Origin of the sequence: Micromonospora andamanensis (assembly GCF_016863495.1) — a bacterium.
Lineage (GTDB): Bacteria > Actinomycetota > Actinomycetes > Mycobacteriales > Micromonosporaceae > Micromonospora > Micromonospora andamanensis.
In genome coordinates this window covers 16840-36977 of record NZ_BOOZ01000025.1, presented here as the reverse complement: position 1 = coordinate 36977, position 20138 = coordinate 16840, and the positions used below count along the sequence as shown (strand labels likewise).

Sequence of the window (20138 nt, the reverse complement as noted above, 5' to 3'; positions counted from 1 at the left end):
CTCCCTTCGGGCCGGGTCAGCGGTCAGTGTTCCACCAGACGCAGCCCGATGATCCCGACCACGATCAGGGCCAGGAAGAACAGCCGCGCCGGATCGGCATTCTCCTGCATGGTGACGATCCCGGCGATCACCACACCGACCGCGCCGATGCCGACCCAGACCGCGTACGCGGCACCGGCCGGCAGGCTCTTCATCGCCCAGGCCAGCATGAAGAAGCTGAACGCGGCGGTGGTGACCGCCAGCACCGAGGGCCAGAACCTGGTGAATCCGTGCGTGTGTTTCAACGCGGTGGCCCAGACGACTTCGAGCAGTCCGGCCACGACGAGCGCGAACCATGCCATGCGTACGCTCCTCACGATGAGTGGTCCCGCCGCTGGTTGACCGGCTGGGCGGGGGGCCGGACCCGGCGATCCCTCAGGCGGCGAAGCCACCGTCGACGGCGATCGCGGTGCCGGTGATGTAACGGCCGCCGGGGCCGGCGAGGTGGCTGACCGTCGCCGCGACGTCGGCGGCGGCCGCGTACTGCCCGAGGGCGATGAAGGTGCGCTCGTGGTCGGCGCCCTCGCCGTCGGCCGGGTTCATCTCGGTGTCCGTCGAGCCGGGATGGACAACTGTCGCGGTGATCCCACGGGGGCCGAGGTCACGGGCCAGCCCACGGGTCAGGCCGAGCAGCGCGCTCTTGGTCATCGCGTAGAGACTGACCCCGGCGTACGGCACCCGCTCGGCGAAGCAGCTGCCGATGCTGATGATCCGGCCGCCCGGCCCCAGGTGGGGGATCGCGGCCTGGCTGGCGAGGAAGACCCCGCGTACGTGCACCGCGAGGGCGTGGTCCAGTTCCGCCAGACCGACCTGTTCGATCGGTCCGTACGGGAAGATGCCGGCGTTGTTCACCAGGATGTCCAACCGGCCCAGCTCGTCGACGGTCTGACGGACCGCGGTGGTGATCGCGGTCGGGTCGGCGCTGTCCGCCGCGATCGCCAGTCCCCGGCGGCCCAGCGCCTCCACCTCGGCGACCACCGCCTGTGCCCGGTCGGCCGCGGCGCGGTAGGTGATGGCCACGTCCGCACCGTCCCGGGCGAGCCGGGCGGCCACCGCCGCACCGATGCCGCGGCTGCCCCCGGTGACAAACGCGACCTTGCCGGCAAGTTCGGTCATGACTGCCCCTATTCTGTATCGATCGACACAATAATAGGGGAGCGTAGCGGAACTCGCCGTCGCCTGCTGTCCCGGAACCCCCGGGACCGTTGTCTGGCCAACCGGACGTCCGGCACCGGTCCGTCGGGACGGACCGGTGCCGGCGGGGTCGCTGCGGTCAGCTCGCCGTGCAGGTGGGTGTCGGTGTGCCGGGCGTGCCGGTGGTGGCGCCGAGGAAACCGAACGTGGTGCTGGCGCCCGCGGCGAGGTTGCCGTTGTAACTGACGTTGCGGGCTGTCACAGTCGATCCCTGGCTGGTGACCGCCGCGTTCCATGCCTGGGTGACCGTCTGTCCGGCCGGGTTGGTCCAGGTCACGGTCCAGCCGCTGATCGCCGATCCGCCGGCGGTGACCCGCACCTCGCCCTGGAAGCCGCCGGACCACTGGTTGGTCACCGTGTAGGTCGCTGTGCAGCCGCCTCCGCCGGGCGGCGGCGGGGTGGTCGGCGGCGGCGTGGTCGGGGGCGGGGTGCTCGGCGGGGGAGTGGTCGGCGGGGGAGTGGTCGGGGGCGGAGTGGTCGACCCACCCCAGCCCGCGGTCGAGTCGAGCCAGGCCGCCCGGCGTAGCATCCAGTCCCGCATGAACTGGACCTGCCCCTGCCAGGTCGGCGAGGTGGGCGTGATGAACGGGCCGACCATGCGGGTGCTCAGGTTGGGCCAGCGCTGGAAGTTGCGCTGCGCGGCGGCCGTCAGGGGCGCGCTGAGGTCGTTGACGCGGGACTGCAACGACGCGTCGGAAAGCGGGCCCCGGCGCAGCGTCTGCCAGCGCAGCCGGACCTCGTTGACGAAGGCCGGATCGCGCATCAACTGGGTGTACCAGTCGTTTGCCACCGGCTGGCGGACCTGCTGGTACTGCCAGCCGGCGGTCTGGTCGTTCTGGAAGAAGCCACCCACCCCGAAGCTGAGATCGTAGTCCCAGAGCGGCCCGGCGAAGATCTTGGTGTCGCGGTCCTTGTAGAAGTAGGCGCTGCGGATGTAGGAGTCCATCTCCCGGCTCAGTTCGTTGATGATGAGCTGGTCGATGAAGGACCCCACGTCGATGTACGCGCGGTAACCGCTTACCGGGTCGGCGAAGTTCGGTGCCCGGAGCACGTTGTGGAATTCCTGGATGTGGTTGCGCAACCAGTCGCGCTGCTCGGGTTGCAGCGGCGACGGATCGGCGACCTCGAGGTAGTTCCAGCAGCTCGCCGTCGGCCCGGTGCAGGGCAGGGTCGGCTCCTCGGCGGCCATCCACTCGAACTTGAAGATGTAGCCGCCGGTGATCTTCGGCAGGGTCCGGTCGTCCTCGCGCAGCTGCTTGAGGTCGAGACGGTTCTTGGAGTTCTTGATCGTCTCGACGAGCATGTAGACACCCATGTAGTCGTCGGCCCCGACCGGGCCGGCGTCGGTGTTCAGGTAGAACTCCGCGAAGGCGTACCTGGGTGCCGGCAGGCCCATCTGCCGCCCGAGGTCGTAGACGAACGCCTCCCGGATCAGGGCCTTGTCGCTGAACGGCCCGCGCAGCACCCAGTCGGAGTCGGCCGGCATGCCGAGCACCGGGTAGTCGGCGTCGTCGTCCTGGTTGTCCCAGAATTCGAGCCGGAACGGCGTCTTGGCGAACATCGCCGACGACTGCCCGCGCAGCCGGAACCCGGCCCGGGTGGCCACCGTGGGGGCGGCGGCCAACGAAGTGCTGCCGCCGCCCGGCTCGAAGATCATCGTGGTGGCGTCGAAGTACTCCCGGTCGGGGCGTCCGGCACCGTACGAGTCGATCAGGACGACCGGCAGGTCGTGGGCGTTGCTGGTGTTGCGGGCGACGTACATCGCGGTGCCGGGGGCCCCCGAGGCGGCCTGACCGACGAACGCCTGGGCCCGCAACTGCGTCGTCCGGGTGAACCGCAGCGCCGTGCCGGAGTAGAGCGGCGACTGCGCGTCGGGCAGGCGACCGTCTGTGGTGTACCGGATCTGGGCGTCACTGATCGTGGTGCTCAGCGACACCGACACCTCGCCGGAGAAGGTTCCGCTGGGTACCGAGAAGCCTATGTCGCCGACCAGGTCTTCGGCGGCTTCCGTGGCCGCGACGGCGTCCGTCGCCGCGCGGGAACCGGCGGCCCGGTCGGTCACTGTGGTGGAGCTGGCGGACGTGTCGGCGAGGGGCTCGGCGCCGGCCGGTGCCGGCGACGGCACGAGAGCCCCGGCTACCAGCACGGCGACGGCAGCGATCCCCGCGATGCGCAGCGGTGCCGCCGGTGTCCCGGCGCTGCGGTCGGTCAGACGCACGATGCCTCCTGAACGGGTCGGTGGGTGGTGGCGGTCGGTGCCGTGCCCACCGACGGGGTGGCGCGGAAGTGCCGACGCAGCGTCCGACGCCAGGGCGAATCCGGCAGCTCCGGGCGTAGCGCCGCGAGACCTGTCGCGTACTTGGAGATGCGGGCGGGCCGCAGCCCGCGCTGCCACAGCATCCGGTCGGCCGGTGAGGCGGCGGCGCTGGTCTTGGTCTCGACCACGGCGAGGTCGGGCAGGTGCAGCGAGGTGTCGCCGGCCTGCCAGGCGAGCCCGGTGTCGATGGTGACCCGGCTGGCGGTCTCCGGCAGCAGCAGCGTCGCCCGTCGGTAGGTGGTGACCAGCACCGGGTCGAGGGCGCTGCCGGCGGGCGGGCAGATCGCCTCCCGCAGGAGCGCCTCGTCGACGAAGTCCTGGCCCGGGCCGACAGTGGTGCGATCGCGCGGATCGTAGGGCAACCGGTGTTTGGTGATGTTGTCCCGTGCCCCGCTGATCTTCACTTCGAGCCAGCACTGGGCCGAATCGAGATAGGTGCGGGTCCGCACCTTGAAGCGGCGTCGCCGCCGGTAGGCCGCGCAGTGGTAGCTGGCCAGCAGGTCGGTGTCGAAGTACACCGACTCGTAGCGGAAGCTGCGCGCGCCGTCGATCTCCAGCACCCGCGCGTACGGGATGAGTTGGTCGAGCAGGAGTGGCAGCCGGTCGAGTGGGACGAGGTACTTGCGGTCGACCCTGGTCTGCAGGGCGGCACGCTCGACGAGTTCGGCCAGCCCGATGGTGTCCATGACGGCCAGCGGCGCGGCGATCGGCTGGTTGCTCATCGGTGGGCTCCCGCCGGTGCCGGGGTGGCGGCGGCCCTCGCGGTGCGGCCCTTCACCGAGTATCTGACGTCGACCACAGTGGTCTCGTTGACCAGGTCGAGCCGCTGCACCGTGGCGACGTGCACCCGGGCGCCGAGCAGTTGTTCCAGCTGGGCCACGAGGGTCACGTGGTCGGTCACGGCCGTGTCCAGCACCATGATCTGGTGCCGGTAGTGGCGGAGCAGCCGGGAGTGGTCGCCCACGAACATCACCACGAGGATGAGGCCCATCAGACCGGCGCTGAGCCAGACCGAGGTGGTGCTCAACGCGCCGAGGATGCCCAGGGCCAGCGCCGAGAAGTAGTACGCGACCTCGTGCTGGTCGAGCTCCGTGGACCGCAGGCGGATGATCGACAGTACGCCGAACAGCGCCAGGCCGAGCCCGAGCCCCGCGCCGACGTCGCTGGCGCTGAGCGCACTGGCCACCGCGAGGACACCGACGTTGACGCCTAGGTAGGCGACGACGAGGTCGCGGCGCCGGTGCCTTGGGAAGTAGAGCCCGAACACGAGCAGCGCCACCGCGCCGATGTCGATCGCGAACAGGATGAGCTGCGACATCTGCTGTCTTCCTCCTGGGTCGCTGTCGCGCCGGCCCCGTCTCATCTCGTCGGCACGAGCTGCGGCCAGGCGGACCGAACGCAACCGAAAGTCTCGGCAAACTTGCGGTAACTATTCCGAGAATAGTAGGCCGAAGAATCGAAGTAAGTCAATGGCAATGTAGTGCCAACCTGGACTTTTGGCGCGCGCCAGGCATTGCCCGGCGCTCCGGCCCGGCCCGATTCGCTGGTCAGGACGCGATCTCGCGCGGGTGGACCAAGCGTGGACCCGTGGTGAACCCAGGGTAAACAATCCCAACCGGCCGCTCCGAGGGGTGGTCGCGGGCCGTGGCCAGCCGGGTCGACGGGGCGGCGGCGCCGATAATCACCGAAACCGTATTGACACCTTCCGTTTCCCGGCCCGAAACTTACCTTCGACCATAAATCGAAGTATCTCGATCGATGGTCCTCGGTGTCTGCCCGGAAGGGGTCTGGCGTGACTGCGAAGCTTGGCTGCCCTCGGACCCGCTCGGTGGTCGTCGTACTGGCGGTGACGGCGCTCGCCCTCGCCGCAACGACACTTGCGGTGGCGGAGCTGGGCGTGGCCCGGGCCGCCGCCGGGCTCGCGGTCTCCTCGGTGGAGGACGACGGCGTCGACTGTCCGACATCGAATCCGGGATCGCCCTCGGCCAACCCCAGGCTGCCCGACCCCTTCCGTAGGCTCGACGGGAGCCGCATCTCGACCGGGGCCGACTGGCGTTGTCAGCGGGCGGAGACCAAGCAGCTCGCGCAGCGGTACGTCTACGGCGACAAGCCGGCCAAGCCGCAGACGGTCAGCGGTACGGTGTCGAACACCAGCATCACGGTGAACGTGGCCCACAACGGCCGTACCGCCAGCTTCTCCGCGAGTGTGCAACTGCCCAGCGGCGGCAGCGGACCGTATCCGGCAGTGGTGGTGCTCGGCGGATTCGGCGCGGACACCGCCACCATCCGGTCGGCCGGTGCCGCGGTGATCAATTATGACCCGCTCGCGGTGGGCCGGGAGGGCACTCCCCGCAACAACAAGCAGGGCGCCTTCTACAGCATCTACGGCTCGTCGAGCAGCAGTGGACTGCTGGTCGCCTGGGCCTGGGGCGTGAGCCGCGTCATCGACGTCATCGAGCAGTCGGGCGGCAGCATCCTGCGGCCGGACGCGACAGGCGTCACGGGGTGCTCCCGGTACGGCAAGGGTGCCTTCGTGGCGGGTGCCTTCGACCAGCGCATCGCCCTGACCATGCCCATCGAATCGGGCAGCGCCGGTGCGCCGATCTTCCGCGGCATCCCCGGCGAGTCCGGCGCCCAGCCGTTGAGCAGTGCGTACGGTGAACAGCCGTGGTTGGGCGACGCCTTCGGCTCGTACACCGGCAACCCGGCGAACCTGCCCGTCGACACCCACCAGACGGTGGCCATGGTGGCGCCGCGTGGACTGCTCATAATGGACAATCCGCACATCGACTGGTTGGCGGCCCGGTCCTCCAGCGTCGCGGCGCTGGCCGGCGCCGAGGTCTACCGGGCGCTCGGCGCGAGCGACAACATCAGCTACTGGTCTGACGTCCAGGACGGCACGCACTGCGCCTCCCGCTCCGAGTGGCGTACCCCGCTGCAGCAGAGCATCCAGAAGTTCCTGCTCAAGACGGGCAGCGCGGCGGGCGTCTTCCGGATCTCCGGCCGTAAGGCGGGCAACCTGGCCGAGTGGCGGGACTGGCAGACCCCGACGCTGACCGACGGTCCGACCACCCCACCGCCCACGACGCCGCCGACCACCCCGCCGACCACGCCCCCCAGCACCCCGCCGACCACCACCACGCCGCCGACCACGCCTCCGGCGGGTGGTGCGTGCTCGGCGTCGGTGTCGCTCAACCAGTGGACGGGCGGCTTCGTCGCCACCGTACGGGTCACTGCGGGCTCCGCGGCGGTGAACGGCTGGACGGTGGCCGTGACGCTGCCCTCCGGTGTCAGCGTCACCAACGCCTGGAACGCCCAGCGCAGCGGGTCCAGTAGTGCGGTCACCTTCAGCAACGTCAGTTACAACGGGTCGATCGCCGCCGGACAGTCCATCGAGTTCGGTTTCCAGGGCACCGGCACGGCCGGCGGGCTGACGCCCACCTGCGCCGCCAGGTAGCTCCGGGCTCTGCGGACGGAGCCACCGGCCGCGACGGCGAGCGCCGTCGCGGCCGGTCACGCTTCGAAACTTCCGAGCCGACTTCCGGAAATCATTGACGTGCGTGAAATCTCGCTGCAATACTTCGGCCCAGTAAGACCGCTGCGGTCCCTTTGGCCGGGATCGCGTCGTCAACCCTTTTCGCACCCACACGTCCGGATTCACGCTGCCCCAGAGTGGGCCACCGGACCCGGAAGAGCGTCAGATGGCCAACTCTTCCCGAGCACCCGGACGGTCGAGGCGACTGCGCACCGCGCTCGTGGTCTCCGCCGCCGTCGGACTGCTCGCCACCGCGGGCGCAGTGGTCCTGCCCGGCAGCGCCAGCGCCGCGAGCACCCTCGGCGCCTCGGCGGCCGAGCGCGGCCGGTACTTCGGCACCGCCGTCGCGGTGAGCAGGCTCAACGACTCGGCGTACACGACCATCCTGAACCGCGAGTTCAACCAGGTCACCGCCGAGAACGAGATGAAGATCGACGCGCTCCAGCCGAACCAGGGGCAGTTCAACTACGGCAACGGCGACCGGCTGGTCCAGCACGCCCGCAGCCAGGGCATGCTGGTCCGGGGCCACACTCTGGCCTGGCACGCGCAGCAGCCCGGCTGGATGCAGAACATGTCCGGCACCACGCTGCGCAACGCGATGCTCAACCACGTCACCCAGGTCGCCACCCACTACCGCGGGCAGATCGAGTGGTGGGACGTGGTGAACGAGGCGTTCGCCGACGGTAGCAGCGGCGCTCGCCGTGACTCCAACCTCCAGCGCACCGGCAACGACTGGATCGAGGCAGCCTTCCGGGCCGCCCGCCAGGCCGACCCGAACGCCGACCTGTGCTACAACGACTACAACATCGACAACTGGAACGACGCCAAGACCCAGGCCGTCTACCGGATGGTCCAGGACTTCAAGAACCGTGGCGTGCCGATCGACTGCGTCGGACTCCAGTCGCACTTCACCGGCGGCTCGAACTACCCGAGCAACTACCGCACCACGCTGTCCAGCTTCGCCGCCCTCGGCGTCGATGTGCACATCACCGAGCTGGACATCCGCAACGCGCCGTCCGACGCGTACCGCAACGTGGTCAACGACTGCCTCGCCGTCGCGCGCTGCAAGGGCATCACCGTCTGGGGCATCCGCGACTCGGACTCGTGGCGGTCGAGCGAGAGCCCGCTGCTGTTCAACAGCAGCGGCCAGAAGAAGCCGGCGTACGACGCCGTGCTCACCGCGCTGAACAACGGCACCACGCCGCCGACCGGCAACCCGACGACGCCGCCGCCCACCGGCAACCCGACCACTCCGCCGCCCAGCAGTGGGTGCACCGCGACGGTGACGCCCGGTCAGGTCTGGGGTGACCGCTACAACACCTCCGTGACGGTCAGTGGGGCCAGCACCTGGTCGGTGGTCGTCGCCATCACCGCGCCGCAGAAGGTCTCCTCCACCTGGAGTGGCAGCTTCAGCTGGGACGGCAGCGGAAACATCATGACCGTCCGCTCCAACGGCAGCGGCAACACGTTCGGCTTCACCACGATGATGAACGGCAACTCCAGCGCCCGACCGCAGATCAGGTCCTGCACCGCAGGCTGACCGAGCCGAGCCACACCGGCCGTGCGGGGTTCGCCCCGCACGGCCGGTCCTCGTTCGGTCACGGCGTCGTCGGCGCACCCGGCGCGCCGGTCGCCGCCGGCTGGTAGTCGAACCAGTCGAAGGCGGCACTTCCGGCGGTGACGTAGAGGCCGAAGACCCGGCCGGTGAAGCCGGCGGCGACCTCGGTGGACAAATAACGGCCGTCGAGTTCGGCAAGCACCACAGGGCCCTGCTCGGTGTCCACCGCGAAGGTGACCATGTCGCAGGCGGAGGGGCGTACGCCGAAGGGTGCTCCCGGTGCCGCCGCCTGGTCGGCGGCGGTCGCCGTCGGCGGCAGCAGGTCGTGCGTCCTGGTGGAGATGGTGAGCGTGACCGGCCCGGCCGGCACCTGCCGCTCGCCGAACACCTGGCGGAACGGCCCGACCCGGCCGATCACCCGTACGGTCCCGTCGGTGACCTCCAGGTCGTAGTGGTGCGCCTCGTCCAGGCGCAGGGTCAGCCCGGCCCGCCCGGTACCGGGATCGACCCGGACGCCGGCCCGGCAGTCGTGGTGCAGTTGCCGATGGGCGACGAGCGTCGCCCCGGCGCGGTCGAGGGTCGTACCGTCGGCGTGCAGGGTGAGCCATCCCGGCCGTTCGGCGAGCGACCAGCTTGTCCTCGGCCGGTGACGCAGGGAGATCCAGCGCGGCGACAGCTCGCCGCCGTCGAAGTCCTCGCGGTACCCGCCAGCGTCGGGGGCGGGGGCGAGCGCGGGCGGGCTGCCGGCGGGGGCGGCCATGACCTCCTCGACCGGGTCGACCACCGGCCAGCCGTCCACCCACCGCACCGGCACCAGAAAGGTCTCCCGACCGAGCACGTGGTACGGCGGCCACTGGCCCTTGGCGCGAATGCCGAGCAGGACCATCCACCAGCTGCCGTCTCCGGCCTGGACGAGGTCGGCGTGGCCGGTGGCCTGCACCGTACGCTTCATGCCGCGGTGGGTGAGGAAGGGGTTCACCGGCCCCGGTTCGAACGGCCCCCGGATACTGCGGGACCGGGCGATGGAGACCGCGTGCCCGGTGTGGGTCCCGCCCTCGGAGACGAGCAGGTACCACCATTCGCCGATCCGGTACAGGTGCGGGGCCTCCGGGTACTGCCCGCCGGTGCCGGACCACATCGGCACCGGCCCTTCCAGGACGGTGCCGGTCTGCGGATCGACGCGATAGGACTCCACCCCCGACACGGTCAGCCAACAGTCACCGTTGTCGTCCCACGCCAGCGACGGGTCGACGTGCGGCAGGTCGAAGTAGACCGGGTCCGACCACGGTCCGGCCGGGTCGACGGCGGTGACGAGCAGGTGCCGGCCGAGGGTGACGTCGGTGGTGATCATCCAGAACCGGCCGTCGTGGTGCCGGATCGTCGGCGCGAAGATGCCGCGCGAGGCGTGCGTGTCCGGCGGGAGCCGCAACTGACCGGGGCGGTCGAGCACGTTGCCGATCTGCCGCCAGTTCACCAGGTCCCGGCTGTGGAAGATCGGTACGCCCGGAAAGTACTCGAAGCTCGAACAGACCAGGTAGTAGTCGTCGCCGACGCGGCAGATGCTCGGATCGGGATGGAAGCCCGAGAGCACCGGGTTGCGGAACGTGGTCAAGGGGGCAGTCATGCCGACCGATGCTAGGCACCTCGGTGCCGGCGACGTCAGCTCGGTGCGGAACCTGATCAGCCGTGGCCGATAGATTCGGTGATCGCCGAATAGGCCGGTTGGCTGATCCCGGCGGCGCTTGTCGCGATGACCCGTACCCGCAGCCGACTGCCGGCATCGGTGTCGGTGACCCGGTACGTCCGGTCGGTGGCTTCCGGAATCGACACGCAGACCGGTTCGGAGTGGTGGCAGCGTTGCCACTGGAAGGCGTACCCCAGATTTCGCTGGAACGGCCAGACCTCCGGCGTCGCGCTGCCCACCGATCCGTAGGGGTCGATCGGGCTGTCGAGTCCGCTCAGTTGCGGCGGGATCGCGTTGAACGGCACAGGTGCCGACTGGTAGGCCCCCGGATCGCAGCCGCCGGCCAGCGAACTGCGGCGGCTCTGGCCGTGTTGGTCGGTGCCGTCGCAGAGCGGGTCGCCGACCGGGATGCTGCCGCGGACCGTGCTCGCCACGCCGAGAACGTGGGTCGGGGTCGGGCCGGTGTCCGCCTCCGCGACGGGGCGCAGGTCGATGTCGGCCGCTGCCACCTGTCGGCCGCAACTGCCGTCGGCGCTGACGTTGTGGTCGGCCGGGTCCATGTCGGGAGAGTGGGTGAGGACGCAGTCTCCAGCGGCATTGTCGGTGAACAGTGACGCGGTGATGTCGTGGGATCGATTCGGATCACCTGACGTCACCACAGCGGCCGACCCCTGGTTGGAGGCGACAGTGACGTGCCGCAGCCGCAGATCCCCGTGCGCGACGAGGATTCCGCTCGCGCTGGTACCGGCCGCGTTGCCGGTGATCGTGGCGTCGGTGATCCGGGTGGCCGCGAAGAGCGCGTAGACGCCGCCCGCGACGACGGCGCGGTTGCCGCCAACGGTCGACCTCTCCAGGGTCAGCGCGTGGAACTGAGCGAGGATGCCACCACCGCCGGAACGAGCGGCGTTGCCGCTGATGACCCTGATCGTGGCGTAGGCCGCGATCCCGCCGCCGAACTCACTCGCGTTGTGCCACAGCCGAACCTGCCGCACGGTGAGCGGTGCCGCGCTGGTGATCCCACCGCCGTCCCAGGAGTCGACAACCGTGGCGCGCTTGTGTCCGTTGAGGACAGTGACGTCCATGCCGGCACCGATCAGACTGACCGCGAGGCCGTCCGGAATGATCACGTTCTCGTCGTACCAGCCGGGCCCGATCCGGACCGTGCCGCCGCCGGCGACCCGGCCCACCGCGTGGTTGACGGTGCGGCAGGGGATGGTCGGGGTGCCGCAGGCGGCAGAGTCCGTACCGGTCAGGGCGACGGACACCTCGGCGAGCGGCCCGTCGGCGGACGCCGGTGCGGGCGTCGCGACCAGCCCGACGGTGACCGCCACAACGAGGGGGACAGCGATTCGCGGGACGGACGAGCCAGCCATGCTGGACCTTTCGACAGGGCCACCACCGAAGCCGGGTGGCCTCAGCGTACTGATCCGGTGGCTCGACGGACTGACCACATGTCGACAGTGGATCGGGTGGCCCCTGGGCGCGAGCACAGTTCATTGACTGTCGTCTCGCTGCCGTCGTACCGTCACAGCGTCGGCCCTCGATGATGGGCAGGGCGACCGAGCCGGCGCCGTGTCCGCCGGGCGACTTCCAGGGCACGGTCGCCGGGCGCGATGGGCCGCGACGGCCGGGGCCAGCGCCGCAGGCGCGGGACCGGTCACGCACACGCCGCTGCCGGCTGCCGCCTCCGTCCGCGATCACGACCTGCTCGGCGCGTTTCGCCGCAGTTGTGAACGCGAACAGTCCCGGTCGCCCGGACCGCGGCCGGGACTGAAGGAGAGAGCAATGGTGAAACGGAAGCGCATCGCCCTGCTCGCCGCCGCGGTGGCCAGCACCGTCGTCACCGCCGCCGTCGGAGTCGCTGTCGCGCACGCCGCAGCTGTCGGCTGCGCGGTGCGGTACACGGTTTCCGCGCAGTGGCAGGGCGGCTTCAACGCCGACGTGACCATCACCAACCTCGGTGAGCCGGTGACGTCGTGGCGCCTGACCTGGGCGTACGCCTCAGGGCAGCGGGTGACGCAGGCGTGGAACGCCACAGTGACCCAGGACCTTGCGCAGGTGACCGCGGCGAACATGCCGTACAACGGGGCGATCGGCCTCAACGGCACCGCGAACTTCGGACTCAACGGCACCTGGAGTGGCAGCAACCCGGTGCCTACCGCGTTCGCGCTCAACGGCGTGACCTGCACCGGCTCCAGCAACCCAGGTCCGACCCCGACGCCGACCCGGACCACTCCGCCGCCGGTACCCGACTATCCGCCCACCGGCCGGCTGTGCAACAGCAGCGATCTGATCGACATCGGGAAGTACTGGATTCCCAACAACCAGTGGGGCGCCACCGGTGCCACCGGCAGCCAGTGCATCTGGTCCAACGGAGGGCCGGGAGACCCCATCTACTGGGGGACCAGCTACACCTGGAGCGGCGACCCGAGCAGCGTCAAGTCGTACGCGGCGGCGATCCTCGGCTGGCACTGGGGCTGGCGGCGGCCGAACACCGGCCTGCCGGTGCAGGTCTCGGCCAACCGTGACGTCACCACCAACTGGCGGTTCAACGTCACCGCCAACGGCTCGTCGAACATGAACGTCGCGTACGACATGTGGTTCCACCCGATGGCCGACCCGGGCTCCGCGGACCAGCCCACCGACGAGCTGATGATCTGGCTCTACCGGTCCAACGCCTCGCCGGCCGGCAGTCGCCAGGGCACCGTCACCATCGCGGGGACCACCTGGGAGGTCTGGCGTGGCCACGTGGGCACCTGGAACGTCTACTCCTACGTGCGGACCAGCAACACCACGAGCGCGACCCTCAACATCCGCGACTTCACGAACGACGTGGTCTCCCGGGGCTGGATGAGCAGCTCGAAGTACCTGACGAGCGTCCAGGCGGGACCGGAGATCTTCACCGGCAGCGGTGAGGTCAACACGACGTTGTACCAGGTCACCGTCGGCTGAACCGGGCCGGCCGGATCCGATCGAAGGACGTCATTGACCGCTACGGTTAACACTCTTTAAGATTTGGCTGCCTCGAGGAACCCAGCACCCGTACGCCACGGCCGGTCATCGGCGGCTCCACAACGACCGGTCGTGGCGGCACGGCACCCTCACCTGTCATGGGAAGGTCCTCGATGTCCTCACCACGTCCCCGGCCGCGCTCGGCCCTGGCCGCCGGTCTGCTCGCGCTGGTCACCGCCGGTGCCACTCTCGCCGTCACCCCGACCGCCGCACAGGCGGTGGTGCTGCCCGACAACTTCAAGAGCGTGGGCTACCTGCCGTCCTGGACCGGCAACGTCAACTCGGTGCAGTACAACAAGCTCACCCACATCAACTACGCGTTCGTGCTGCCGAACAGCAACGGCACCCTGCGCGCGGTGGAGAACCCGAGCAAGCTCACCTCGCTGGTGTCGCTGGCCCGGGCGAACAACGTGAAGGTCTCCATCGCCATCGGCGGCTGGAACGACGGTGACGACTCCGCCTTCGAGGCCCTCGCGGCCAACGCCGGCACCCGCACCACATTCGTCAACAGCGTGGTCAGCTTCGTCAACCAGTACGGCCTCGACGGTGTCGACATGGACTGGGAGTATCCCGACCCGGGTACCTCGGCCAACAACTTCAGCCTGCTGATGCAGCAGCTCAGCAACGCGCTGCGCCCGCAGGGCAAGCTGCTCACCGCAGCCGTCGTCGCGGAGGGCTACTACCGCGACGGCGTACCGACATCGGTCTTCAACCACGTCGACTTCCTCAACATCATGGCGTACGACGGCGGCAGCCCACACGCCAACTACGACTGGTCGATAAACGCGGTGAACGGCTGGAAGGCCCGGGGTCTGCCGGCCAGCAAGGCCATCCTCGGGGTGCCCTTCTACAGCAGGCCCGGCTACTACACCTACACCCAGTTGGTCGGCATGGATCCGGCCAACGCCAACCGGGACTGCACCACCGTGGGCGGCGCCCAGCAGTGCTACAACGGCGTACCGACGGTGAAGCGCAAGACCCAGTGGGCGATGGCAAACGCCGGCGGCATGATGAACTGGGAACTGACCCAGGACACCGGTGGCTCGACCTCGCTGGTCAGCGCGATCTACGACACCGTGACTGGTGGCTCCCCGCCGCCGACCGGCCGGACCGGCCCGATCACCGGCATCGCCGGCAAGTGTGTCGACGTCGCCGCCGCCAGCACCGCCAACGGCACCGCCGTTCAGCTCTACACCTGCAACGGCACCAACGCGCAGCGCTGGACCGTCGGCACCGACGGTACCCTGCGCGCCCTCGGCAAGTGCCTGGACGTGACGAGCGCCGGCACCGCCAACGGCACCCCGATCCAGCTCTGGGACTGCAACGGCACAGGCGCCCAGGTCTGGCAGGCCCAGTCCAACGGCACCCTGCGCAACCCGGTGTCGAACAGGTGCCTCGACGCCACCGGCAACAGTTCCGCCGACGGCACCCGGTTGCAGATCTGGGACTGCTTCGCCGGCGCCAACCAGGTCTGGCGCCTACCGGCCTGACCTCGCCCGCCCGGAACGCCACGGCGGCCCCGTCCCGACCGGGGCGGGACCGCCGTGGCCGGCGGGTTCTCATCGGCCGGGATCGGCGGTCACCGGCCCCACAGCCGCCAGGTCTGGTTGAGCGGGCTGCCCTGGCCCACCGGGTTGCAGGTCCACTGGTGGACAGCGGCGCGGGGCGCGGTGGAGATGGTGCTGACGTCCACGCACTTGTTGCTGTGCCGAGCCACCAGTTGGTAGTCGTGTGGGTCGTTGCCCGAGTAGGTCACCTTGCGCAGGGTGAACTGCTGGTTGAGGCCGCCGTGGCAGCCCCACTGGTGCACCGCCGCGCCGTCCGCGGTGGACACCCCGCTGACATCAAGGCACTTGCCGGTCTGCTGGTTGACCACGCTGAAGGTGTTCGCCACCCCGGCGACCGGCTGGAAGTTCCACAGCTGCTGGTCGCCGCCCTGGCAATGGAACTGTTGCTGCACATTGCCGTCGGCGGTGTTGCGGTCGGTGTTGTCGAGACACTGTTGGGAGTGCTGCGCCACGGCCACCGACTGGAAGCCGCCGTCGGCCGGCGGCAGCAGGGTCAGCGTGTACGTGTCGGTCTGGTTGGAGTAGGGCACCGTCACTGTGGCGTTGTTGCCGCTCACATTCACCACGCTGTTCGAGACGGTGATCGGGCCCTGCACCGCGCCGCCGCCACTGTTGGGGATCCGTTGGGTGAGTACCCGTACCTGGTTGTTCTGCACGATGCCGCTTGTGGTGTCGAGCCGTTGCAGGTTCACTGTGAGGTTTCCGGTGGTGCGGCCCCCACCGAGCAGCACCCGTGCCGAACCTGTCGTCTTCGTGGCGAAGGCGTCGTACGACGGGCTGGCCGAGACCGAGACGATCTGCCCGGTCTGCGCGCCGTAGAAGCGGTAGGCCCACCACTCGCCCTTGGGCTGGTGCTGCCCGGCCGAGTTGCGTACCAGCAGGTTGCCGAGGTCGTTGTGCAGGTTGCCGGCGCTGGCCCAGTTCGCCCGCAGGCCGTCGGCGCGGGCCCGCTCCAGGCGGGCGATGTACCAGGCACCGTCGGCCGGGTTCTGCTCGTCCGGCGCGGCATACTCGTTGATCTGGTATGGGCGGGGGGGCGGGATGCCGCGCGGGTCGAGGGTCGCGTTGGCGGCGGCGACGTTTGCCACCGGGTCACCGGGCAGCGCGTGCCAACTGACGATGTCCGGGATCGTGTTTGTCGAGCGGACGAAGTCCAGGTACTGGTTCCAGAAGGCGTGGTTTGTCGACGGTACGCACGCGCAGCTGGGCCCGACGATGAGCTGGTTGGGGAACTCGGCCCGGATGCGTTGGTAGGTACGGCGCCACAGCTCGAAGTACTGGGAAATCGGGCGGTTCCAGAACAGCGTGATGTTCGGTTCGTTCCAGATGTCCCACTGCACGCTCAGCCCGGCCGCGCGTACGTCGTTGATGACCCGGTTGAGGAAGTTGTCGTAGTCGGTCCAGTTGCCGTTGTCGCCGGGGAAGCGGGAGATCGCGGCACCGTCGGCACCCCACAGGTCGTGCGGCAGGAGGATGAACTCACCGCCGAGAGCGTTGGTCCGGCGGGCCTGGGCGACTGTGGAGTTCCACCGGCGCTCGTAGTTTCCGCCGACCCAGCCGCTGCCGGGGAGCTGCGCGCCCCCGGCACGCATGTACCGGAACTTCACGTCGCGATAGAAGTGGTCGGCCGGGCCGGCGGCGTTCTCGGTCATCCCGTAGATCCAGCCGGCCGCGCGGTACGTCGGTGCGCCGCTGGTGACCGAGAAGTTGACGCTCATCGACTCGTCGGCGGCCCGGGCCGGCGTGGACACCGCGACGACGGAGGTGGCCGCGAGGATACCGACCGCGAGTCGGGCGGTGAGGCGGCGGATAGGTCCTGGTCTGCTCGTGCGGGGGAGTGGCACTGGGACTCCTTTGCGACGGGAGCACGTCCGGAGGGCGGAGAGCTGCGGTCGAACCGATTCGCTGCGGAGCGTAGGAGTTCACGGTTGTAAATGTCAACGCCGTGTCGTCGGGGTGAAGCGCATGTTTCTCCCCGATGGCTGGACGTTGCCGCGCTCGCCCTTGACCGGTTCGCCGAGGTGGGCCTATGGTCGGCCGAACCGATTCCGCGAATCGGTTCGACATAGGGTTGATGGTGAGCAGCGTCCGCCACAGAGATCGAAGCGAGGCGTCAGATGACCCGATCCATCCCGCGCGGGCGCACCGTCGGTGCCGCCCTGCTGGCCGCCGCCCTCGCCGCCACGGCCGTCGCCTGCTCCGCGGAATCCCCCTCGACCGAGGCTGGCGGGACGTACACCGTCTGGGACCCGTACCCGCAGTTCACCGAGGATTCCGACTGGGTCGGGCTGCTCAAGGACTGCGGCACGTCAGCCGGGGTGACCGTCGAACGCACCGGCTACGACACCACCGACCTGACGAACAAGGCCTTACTCGCCGCACAACAGGGCAACTCCCCGGATGTGCTGATCATCGACAACCCGGTGATCTCCACTCTTGCCGAGGCCGGTGTCCTGACCACCACCGCCGAGACGAATCTCGACGTGTCGACGATGGAACCCAACCTGCTCGGCGCCGGGCAGAGCGAGGGCAAGACGTACGGAGTGCCGATCGGCGCGAACACCCTCGCCCTCTACTACAACAAGGACCTGCTGGCCGACGCGGGAGTGGACGTGGCCACGGTGACTGACTGGCCCTCCCTCACCGCGGCACTGGTCAAGGTCAAAGCCGCCGGCAAGAAGGGCATCACCTTCTCCGCGATCGGCACCGAGGAGGGCAGCTTCCAGTTCCTGCCCTGGTTCTGGGGAGCCGGGGCCGAGCTGACCGCGCTCGACGCGCCGCCGGCGGTGGCGGCGTTGACGCTGTGGACCGACTGGCTGGCCGCTGGCCACGCGCCCAACTCCGTCATCAACAACACGCAGACCACCAGCTGGCAGGAGTTCGCCAGCGGCGAGTACGCGTTCAGCGAGAACGGCACCTGGCAGCTGGCCAACGCGGCGAAGCTGGACTTCGAGTACGGCATCATTCCCATTCCGGCCCGCGCCGGCGGCACCGCGCCGGCACCCACAGGCGGCGAGTTCATCTCCATCCCGGTGCAGCCTGACACCGGGCGGTACGCCACCTCGCAGCAGTTGGTCACCTGCCTGACCAGCGGCGACAACCTGCTCACCACGGACACCACACTGTCCTACATCGCCCCGGTCGCCGCCGTGCAGGAGCAGCAGGTGGCGGCGAACGCCGCATTGAAGGTCTGGGTCGACGCGGTGAAGGCGGCGAAGGGCCGCACCGGCGACGACCTGGGTACCCGGTACCCGAGAATCTCCGAGCCGCTGTGGACGGCTGTGCAGTCCGCACTCAGCGGCGCACAGACGCCACAGGAGGCGCTGTCGGCCGCGCAGCGGACCGCCGCCAGCGCGACGAGCTGACCAGGCGCGTCAGCGACATGGGAATCGACGTCACCCGTACCCCGCGATCAGCGACGGTGCGCGAGGCCGCCCCGGCGGTGCCCACCGCCCCGTCGGCCCGCCGACGCCGCCCCGGCGGTGCCCGGTGGGCGGCGTGGGCCTTCCTCGCCCCGGTGGTCGTATACCTGATCGCCTTCTATGCCTATCCGCTGTACCGCAACGTCGAGCTGAGCCTGCGCGAGTACACGGTCCGCTCCTTCGTCCAGGGTGGTGCGCCCTTCGCCGGCCTGGACAACTACCGGGCGGTGCTGGCCGCGCCGACGTTCCCGCAGGCGCTGCTCAACACGCTCGTCTTCACCGTCACGTCACTTGTCTGCCAGTTCGCCGTCGGACTGCTGCTGGCGCTCTTCTTCCATCGGCACTTCCCGCTCTCCCGCACCCTGCGCGCGCTGTTCCTCGTACCCTGGCTGTTGCCGTTGATCGTGTCGGCGTCCACCTGGTCGTGGCTGCTCAACAGTGAGGCCAGTGTGGTCAACGCCGGGCTCGCGCTTGTCGGCGCGGATCCGGTGAACTGGCTGACCTCGCCCCGGTGGTCGCTGGTGTCGGTGATCATCGCCAACATCTGGATCGGCATCCCGTTCAACCTGGTCGTGCTCTACAGCGGCCTGCAGGCGATCCCGCGCCAGCTCCACGAGGCGGCGGAGCTGGACGGAGCGGGCGGCTGGCAGCGCTTTCGATGGATCACCTGGCCGTTGCTGCGCCCGGTATCGGCGATCACGCTGCTGCTCGGGTTGGTCTACACGCTCAAGGTCTTCGACCTGATCTGGATCATGACCAGGGGCGGCCCGACCGATTCGTCGACCACCCTGGCCACCTGGTCGTACCGGCTCGGGTTCGGCAACCTGCTGCCCGAGTTCGGCTCCGGGGCGGCCGTCGGCAACCTGTTGATCCTGCTAGCGGTGGCCGCCGGCGGCTGCTACATCGGATTCGAGCATCGGCGGCGGCTGTCATGAGCCGACCGACGCGTGGCTGGTGGCGAACCGGGCTGGGGGTGATGCTGACCGGGCTGATGCTCTTTCCGGTCTACTGGATGATCAACGTGTCGTTCACCCGGGATCAGGACGTGCGCAGGAGCCCGCCGCACCTGTTCCCGCTCGACGGCACGCTCGACGGCTACCGGGCCGTGCTCGGCCAGCAGTTGCCGTACGTCGGCACCAGTCTGGTCGTCGGGCTCGGCACCGTACTGCTCACCCTGATCCTGGCGGCCCCCGCCGGGTACGCGCTGGCCAAACTCCGGCCGCCCGGCGGCGGGGCGATCCGCTTCGTCCTGCTGATCGCGCAGATGATCCCCGGCATCATCATGGCGATGGGCTTCTACGCCATCTACCTGAACCTCGGCGTGCTCAACACCGTGCCCGGGTTGATCCTGGCCGACTCGACGATCGCGGTGCCCTTCGCGGTGCTCATCTTCACCGCCTTCATGTCCGGGATACCTGACGACCTGATCCAGGCCGCGCTCGTCGACGGCGCGAACCGGCTGCGGACGTTCTGGTCGGTGGTGCTGCCGGTGAGCCGCAACGCGATAGTCACCGTGTCGCTGTTCGCGTTCCTCTGGGCCTGGTCCGACTTCGTCTTCGCCTCCACCCTGGCCGGTGGTGGCGCTCATCGGCCGATCACGCTCGGCATCTACCAGTACATCGGGAACAACAACCAGCAGTGGAACGCGATCATGGCGACCGCGGTGGTGGCGTCCATCCCCACCACCCTGCTGCTGGTCCTGGCCCAACGCTACGTCGCCGCCGGGGTGACCGCCGGCGCCGTCAAGGACTGATCCGGCCGATCCTCGGAGCAGTCGCACCATCCGTACCCGGAAAGGCAGCCACCTGT

Annotated in this window: 14 protein-coding genes and 2 pseudogenes; 7 read left to right on the top strand and 9 right to left on the bottom strand. The window is 69.5% G+C overall.

Annotated features, from left to right (window positions below):
• Window positions 1–23: 23 nt before the first annotated feature.
• The 6 genes and pseudogenes from sugE to Van01_RS20405 form a co-directional block, all read right to left on the bottom strand.
• Window positions 24–341 (bottom strand): quaternary ammonium compound efflux SMR transporter SugE, encoded by a 318-nt coding sequence (sugE, locus tag Van01_RS20425; RefSeq protein ID WP_204009896.1) that lies wholly within the window; start codon window positions 339–341, stop codon window positions 24–26.
• A gap of 73 nt (window positions 342–414) precedes the next feature.
• Window positions 415–1155 (bottom strand): SDR family NAD(P)-dependent oxidoreductase, encoded by a 741-nt coding sequence (locus tag Van01_RS20420; RefSeq protein WP_204009893.1) that lies wholly within the window; start codon window positions 1153–1155, stop codon window positions 415–417.
• A gap of 157 nt (window positions 1156–1312) precedes the next feature.
• A pseudogene (locus Van01_RS33985) lies at window positions 1313–1711 on the bottom strand (cellulose binding domain-containing protein); the annotation flags it as partial.
• 39 nt (window positions 1712–1750) lie between these two features.
• Window positions 1751–3295 (bottom strand): annotated as a pseudogene (locus Van01_RS33520) (CotH kinase family protein); the annotation flags it as partial.
• Window positions 3296–3441: 146 nt separating this feature from the next.
• Entirely contained in the window at window positions 3442–4272 is an 831-nt protein-coding gene (locus Van01_RS20410; protein ID WP_239099189.1) for a VTC domain-containing protein, read from the bottom strand.
• Window positions 4269–4868 carry a DUF4956 domain-containing protein gene (locus Van01_RS20405; RefSeq protein ID WP_204009890.1) on the bottom strand — a complete coding sequence of 200 codons (600 nt, stop codon included), beginning with the start codon at window positions 4866–4868 and terminating at the stop codon, window positions 4269–4271. Before Van01_RS20405 ends, Van01_RS20410 begins: the two co-directional genes overlap by 4 nt.
• 474 nt (window positions 4869–5342) lie before the next feature.
• Here Van01_RS20405 and Van01_RS33145 point away from each other — a divergent pair, with 474 nt between their 5' ends.
• Both Van01_RS33145 and Van01_RS20395 read left to right on the top strand, forming a co-directional pair.
• Window positions 5343–7007 carry a glucuronyl esterase domain-containing protein gene (locus tag Van01_RS33145; protein WP_239099188.1) on the top strand — a complete coding sequence of 555 codons (1665 nt, stop codon included), beginning with the start codon at window positions 5343–5345 and terminating at the stop codon, window positions 7005–7007.
• Between the two features lie 244 nt (window positions 7008–7251).
• Window positions 7252–8625, top strand: coding sequence for an endo-1,4-beta-xylanase (locus Van01_RS20395; RefSeq protein ID WP_099851593.1), 1374 nt, complete (start codon window positions 7252–7254; stop codon window positions 8623–8625).
• A gap of 58 nt (window positions 8626–8683) precedes the next feature.
• On the opposite strand, the gene Van01_RS20390 is transcribed toward Van01_RS20395, so the two are convergent.
• Window positions 8684–10267 carry a glycoside hydrolase family 43 protein gene (locus tag Van01_RS20390; protein ID WP_204009887.1) on the bottom strand — a complete coding sequence of 528 codons (1584 nt, stop codon included), beginning with the start codon at window positions 10265–10267 and terminating at the stop codon, window positions 8684–8686.
• A 56-nt stretch (window positions 10268–10323) separates the two neighbouring features.
• A complete protein-coding gene (locus tag Van01_RS20385) occupies window positions 10324–11700 on the bottom strand; it encodes a right-handed parallel beta-helix repeat-containing protein (RefSeq protein WP_204009885.1) in 1377 nt (458 codons plus the stop codon).
• A 412-nt stretch (window positions 11701–12112) separates the two neighbouring features.
• On the opposite strand from Van01_RS20385, the gene Van01_RS20380 reads away from it, so the two are divergent.
• Entirely contained in the window at window positions 12113–13279 is a 1167-nt protein-coding gene (locus Van01_RS20380) for a GH12 family glycosyl hydrolase domain-containing protein (protein ID WP_204009883.1), read from the top strand.
• Between the two features lie 173 nt (window positions 13280–13452).
• The gene (locus Van01_RS20375; RefSeq protein ID WP_204009881.1) at window positions 13453–14829 is read left to right on the top strand and encodes a glycosyl hydrolase family 18 protein; all 1377 of its coding nucleotides are present in this window, start codon (window positions 13453–13455) and stop codon (window positions 14827–14829) included.
• Window positions 14830–14918: 89 nt separating this feature from the next.
• Here Van01_RS20375 and Van01_RS20370 read toward each other — a convergent pair whose 3' ends face one another.
• Window positions 14919–16751 carry an RICIN domain-containing protein gene (locus tag Van01_RS20370; RefSeq protein WP_204009879.1) on the bottom strand — a complete coding sequence of 611 codons (1833 nt, stop codon included), beginning with the start codon at window positions 16749–16751 and terminating at the stop codon, window positions 14919–14921.
• 273 nt (window positions 16752–17024) lie between these two features.
• Here Van01_RS20370 and Van01_RS20365 point away from each other — a divergent pair, with 273 nt between their 5' ends.
• From Van01_RS20365 to Van01_RS20355, 3 genes are read left to right on the top strand one after another with little or no spacing between them, the layout of a single operon-like run.
• Entirely contained in the window at window positions 17025–18272 is a 1248-nt protein-coding gene (locus tag Van01_RS20365; protein WP_204009877.1) for a sugar ABC transporter substrate-binding protein, read from the top strand.
• A gap of 17 nt (window positions 18273–18289) precedes the next feature.
• On the top strand, window positions 18290–19264 hold the full coding sequence (locus tag Van01_RS20360) for a carbohydrate ABC transporter permease (RefSeq protein WP_204009875.1): 975 nt from the start codon (window positions 18290–18292) through the stop codon (window positions 19262–19264).
• Window positions 19261–20082, top strand: a complete 822-nt coding sequence (locus tag Van01_RS20355) for a carbohydrate ABC transporter permease (RefSeq protein WP_204009872.1) — start codon at window positions 19261–19263, stop codon at window positions 20080–20082. The genes Van01_RS20360 and Van01_RS20355 overlap by 4 nt, the downstream gene beginning before the upstream one ends.
• The last annotated feature ends 56 nt before the right edge of the window (window positions 20083–20138 follow it).

What these genes read in the sequence shown, in the direction of transcription:
- sugE (WP_204009896.1), bottom strand. Translation starts at nt 341, where the DNA reads ATGGCATGGTTCGCGCTCGTCGTGGCCGGACTGCTCGAAGTCGTCTGG.
- Van01_RS20420 (WP_204009893.1), bottom strand. Translation starts at nt 1,155, where the DNA reads ATGACCGAACTTGCCGGCAAGGTCGCGTTTGTCACCGGGGGCAGCCGC.
- Van01_RS20410 (WP_239099189.1), bottom strand. Translation starts at nt 4,272, where the DNA reads ATGAGCAACCAGCCGATCGCCGCGCCGCTGGCCGTCATGGACACCATC.
- Van01_RS20405 (WP_204009890.1), bottom strand. Translation starts at nt 4,868, where the DNA reads ATGTCGCAGCTCATCCTGTTCGCGATCGACATCGGCGCGGTGGCGCTG.
- Van01_RS20395 (WP_099851593.1), top strand. Translation starts at nt 7,252, where the DNA reads ATGGCCAACTCTTCCCGAGCACCCGGACGGTCGAGGCGACTGCGCACC.
- Van01_RS20390 (WP_204009887.1), bottom strand. Translation starts at nt 10,267, where the DNA reads ATGACTGCCCCCTTGACCACGTTCCGCAACCCGGTGCTCTCGGGCTTC.
- Van01_RS20385 (WP_204009885.1), bottom strand. Translation starts at nt 11,700, where the DNA reads ATGGCTGGCTCGTCCGTCCCGCGAATCGCTGTCCCCCTCGTTGTGGCG.
- Van01_RS20380 (WP_204009883.1), top strand. Translation starts at nt 12,113, where the DNA reads ATGGTGAAACGGAAGCGCATCGCCCTGCTCGCCGCCGCGGTGGCCAGC.
- Van01_RS20375 (WP_204009881.1), top strand. Translation starts at nt 13,453, where the DNA reads ATGTCCTCACCACGTCCCCGGCCGCGCTCGGCCCTGGCCGCCGGTCTG.
- Van01_RS20365 (WP_204009877.1), top strand. Translation starts at nt 17,025, where the DNA reads ATGACCCGATCCATCCCGCGCGGGCGCACCGTCGGTGCCGCCCTGCTG.
- Van01_RS20360 (WP_204009875.1), top strand. Translation starts at nt 18,290, where the DNA reads ATGGGAATCGACGTCACCCGTACCCCGCGATCAGCGACGGTGCGCGAG.
- Van01_RS20355 (WP_204009872.1), top strand. Translation starts at nt 19,261, where the DNA reads ATGAGCCGACCGACGCGTGGCTGGTGGCGAACCGGGCTGGGGGTGATG.